This window comes from Endozoicomonas sp. ALE010, assembly GCF_049310165.1.
In the GTDB taxonomy this organism is placed as follows: Bacteria; Pseudomonadota; Gammaproteobacteria; order Pseudomonadales; family Endozoicomonadaceae; genus Endozoicomonas.
Genome location: NZ_JBLYNV010000160.1, coordinates 1 through 2,557, shown reverse-complemented (window position 1 = coordinate 2,557; position 2,557 = coordinate 1). Strand labels below are relative to the sequence as shown.

The window sequence follows — 2,557 nt, the reverse complement described above, 5'->3', positions numbered from 1 at the left end:
ATAGCGGGGCTATTTGCCGAACAAAACGGAATTTTTAGACCAATTTGCTGCCACCGCAGTAGGGCAGTCTATTCTCGGACAGGCTCCTAGCTAGCTTGTTTGTCAAATATAAGGGTGTCCTATTTTCTATTTGAAAAAAAAACAACCAAGTACAGCCCAAAGATCAAAAAACCAAATACATGTGACAATACCCCTCCAGAACGATAAAACCACAAGATGCAAATACACCCCTGCCATATGACAAAAGTTATTGCTGCATAAAGCCCTCCGAGTAAAAAGCCATATGGATTTAGCACTCCATTATTCACAATTGAAGGCACTTGAGAATACAATAGAATAAGCCAGTTGGTTACTACGATGAAGTAAGCAACCATCATTGCCAATTTACACTTTTTTGCACTCATCTTGGCCAATAGCCCTAAGGCTTCAAGTAAGCTCGAACATTACAGTGAAACCATTTCTCTGTCACCGTATCATAGAATTTGGGTTTCTTGTATTTATCCGTCAACCCCGCTTTTAGGTCAGCCTCTTTCTGTTCCATGTAGTCTTGCCACATGGCTATATCTTTATCTACATATGGTTTAGCCCGATAGTGGTACTTTTCGAATATATAGCCTCCACAATCAACAGCTTTAGATTTATCATTTTTAAGAATCCAAGATATAAAAACCTCATTCTCATTCAAAATACTAAAGTAAATAGCTCCCTGAAAATTATCAGGCAAACCTTCCTTGACCTTCACTTTCTTTTCTATCCAGTCCCCTTCCTCTTCAAACTTCCAGCGAACCAGTCCATACTCAGGAGTATCCTTGATTGGAACAGAGCCAATAATGCTAAAGTCCTTTGACTTAAAGGGTATTATCATTTTTCCTTTATGGAATATATACTGATCCAGTTCATTTAACACTTCAGTAAAATAGAGACTACTCTCAGTATCATTATGAACACCGATACTGTAAAAGTTTCTGCCAAATGCACTGCAACCACTCATCAAACTACTCACCATTAGAAGCAGATAAATAGCAGCATAGGTATTGAACTTACTTTTAACCATCGCCAAATACTCCATTCTCATCCAGCCAGACCTGATACAGATCCATATTAACTGTTCCACGGAAATTACCGTCGGGTTTGCTCTGAATCATATGCTCAAGATCAGGAAATTGAGGTGCAGTTCTTTGCCGTTCTGACTCTCGGGCAGCCTGATACTGAACACACCGGTTATCCACTTTCCTCTCGCACTTGGATGTAGGGGTAGGTTTAAAGTCAGGATCATTCGGATAATAGATAGCTCTATCCTCATTACCCAGTTTGCCCAGCCAGCCTCTCTCATCATGAATAACAGGCTTCTCAACGACTTTATGTTCATCTTTCAAATCACCCAGCTCAACACCTGCGCTCAATGCTTGATGATACATCCACTGCAAAGCTATATCTGAAAGGTCACTATCGCCATAACCACCACCTATATCAGAATGTGCACCAACAAAGCCCTGTTCAACAATATTGCCGCCGGAAGAAATATCGGCTCCCTCATTGGGCGATACTGAGGAAAGAGGAAATAAAGCTCTATGTTCATTGAGTGCTACAGCATGAGCTACATGGCCAATACGGCTATCAACGGAGAAGTCATAGCCAATATCTGTGCTATTCCCTGCCAGTCCCATTGAACCGACTGTATCAAACAGCCCCATAAAGCGAACATTCAGGGGATTGCATTCACTGACATTAGCCCAATGATTATTATCAATGCGTTCAAAGATCTCGTTAGAGAACTCCCTGGCAGCTGCAGCCCCACGACTGAACCCTACAATGTCAATAGTTCGATCCCATGAGTCCCGCCTTAAAAGAACATCGAGCATATAAAGAGCGTCGTTTACCCTCTCACGAGAGCCCAGGCCAGTCGCACCGCCAATGATATAGTCCAGCCAGCCATCAGTTCCTACACCTGGTTGATAAAGCACATCATCTCGGGAATAGGCATCTTGATAATACCGCCTGAAGAGTGAAACATTTGTTTCTGCTTCCGCATTAAGACCACCCAGATCATCTGCATCATTCCCCGTCCCATCAAAAGCAAACAAAAACAGTCCCAATGGATCTGTGCTGACCAGCGGATTACTGTTCACATAGGCATAGGTATTGATGCCACCTCTCAACCCTATGGGATCACTCTGGCTGTAGCGCCCCGTTTCCGGGTCGTAGTAACGGTGGTAGTTGTAGAACAAACCGCTTTCATGATCGTAGTACTGGCCTGCGAAACGCAGGTTGATTTCCGTCTCCTTGCCATCACCGTCCGGGTCTTGGTTGGCCAGACCCATCCCAAAAGCATCGCTGTTCCATTGCCAGACAATAGTTTGCTGGTCATTGGTCGCTTTTCTGGGAGTATTCAGATGATCCGTATGAAGGTAGGTGATCTGCTGACCTTTGGAGTCATCCGCCATCGCTACTGGCACCCGGTTCAACCACAGGTAGTTTTTATGGATCTCTTTCCCTGTCTGGCTGTCGATCCGGGTTTCCGCCATCAACTGGCCACTGAGGCCGTAATGGTAAACGG

2 protein-coding genes are annotated in these 2,557 nt (G+C 44.0%); both read right to left on the bottom strand.

Features of this window, described 5'->3' with window-relative positions; translation table 11 throughout:
* Positions 1-418 precede the first annotated feature (418 nt).
* Entirely contained in the window at positions 419-1,054 is a 636-nt protein-coding gene (locus tag ACO6UY_RS24380) for a hypothetical protein (RefSeq protein ID WP_422447341.1), read from the bottom strand.
* Positions 1,047-2,557 (bottom strand): phospholipase effector Tle1 domain-containing protein (locus ACO6UY_RS24375; protein ID WP_422491637.1); only part of this gene is annotated, 1,511 nt, incomplete at its 5' end. The genes ACO6UY_RS24380 and ACO6UY_RS24375, both read right to left, overlap by 8 nt.

What these genes read in the sequence shown, in the direction of transcription:
- ACO6UY_RS24380 (WP_422447341.1), bottom strand. Translation starts at nt 1,054, where the DNA reads ATGGTTAAAAGTAAGTTCAATACCTATGCTGCTATTTATCTGCTTCTA.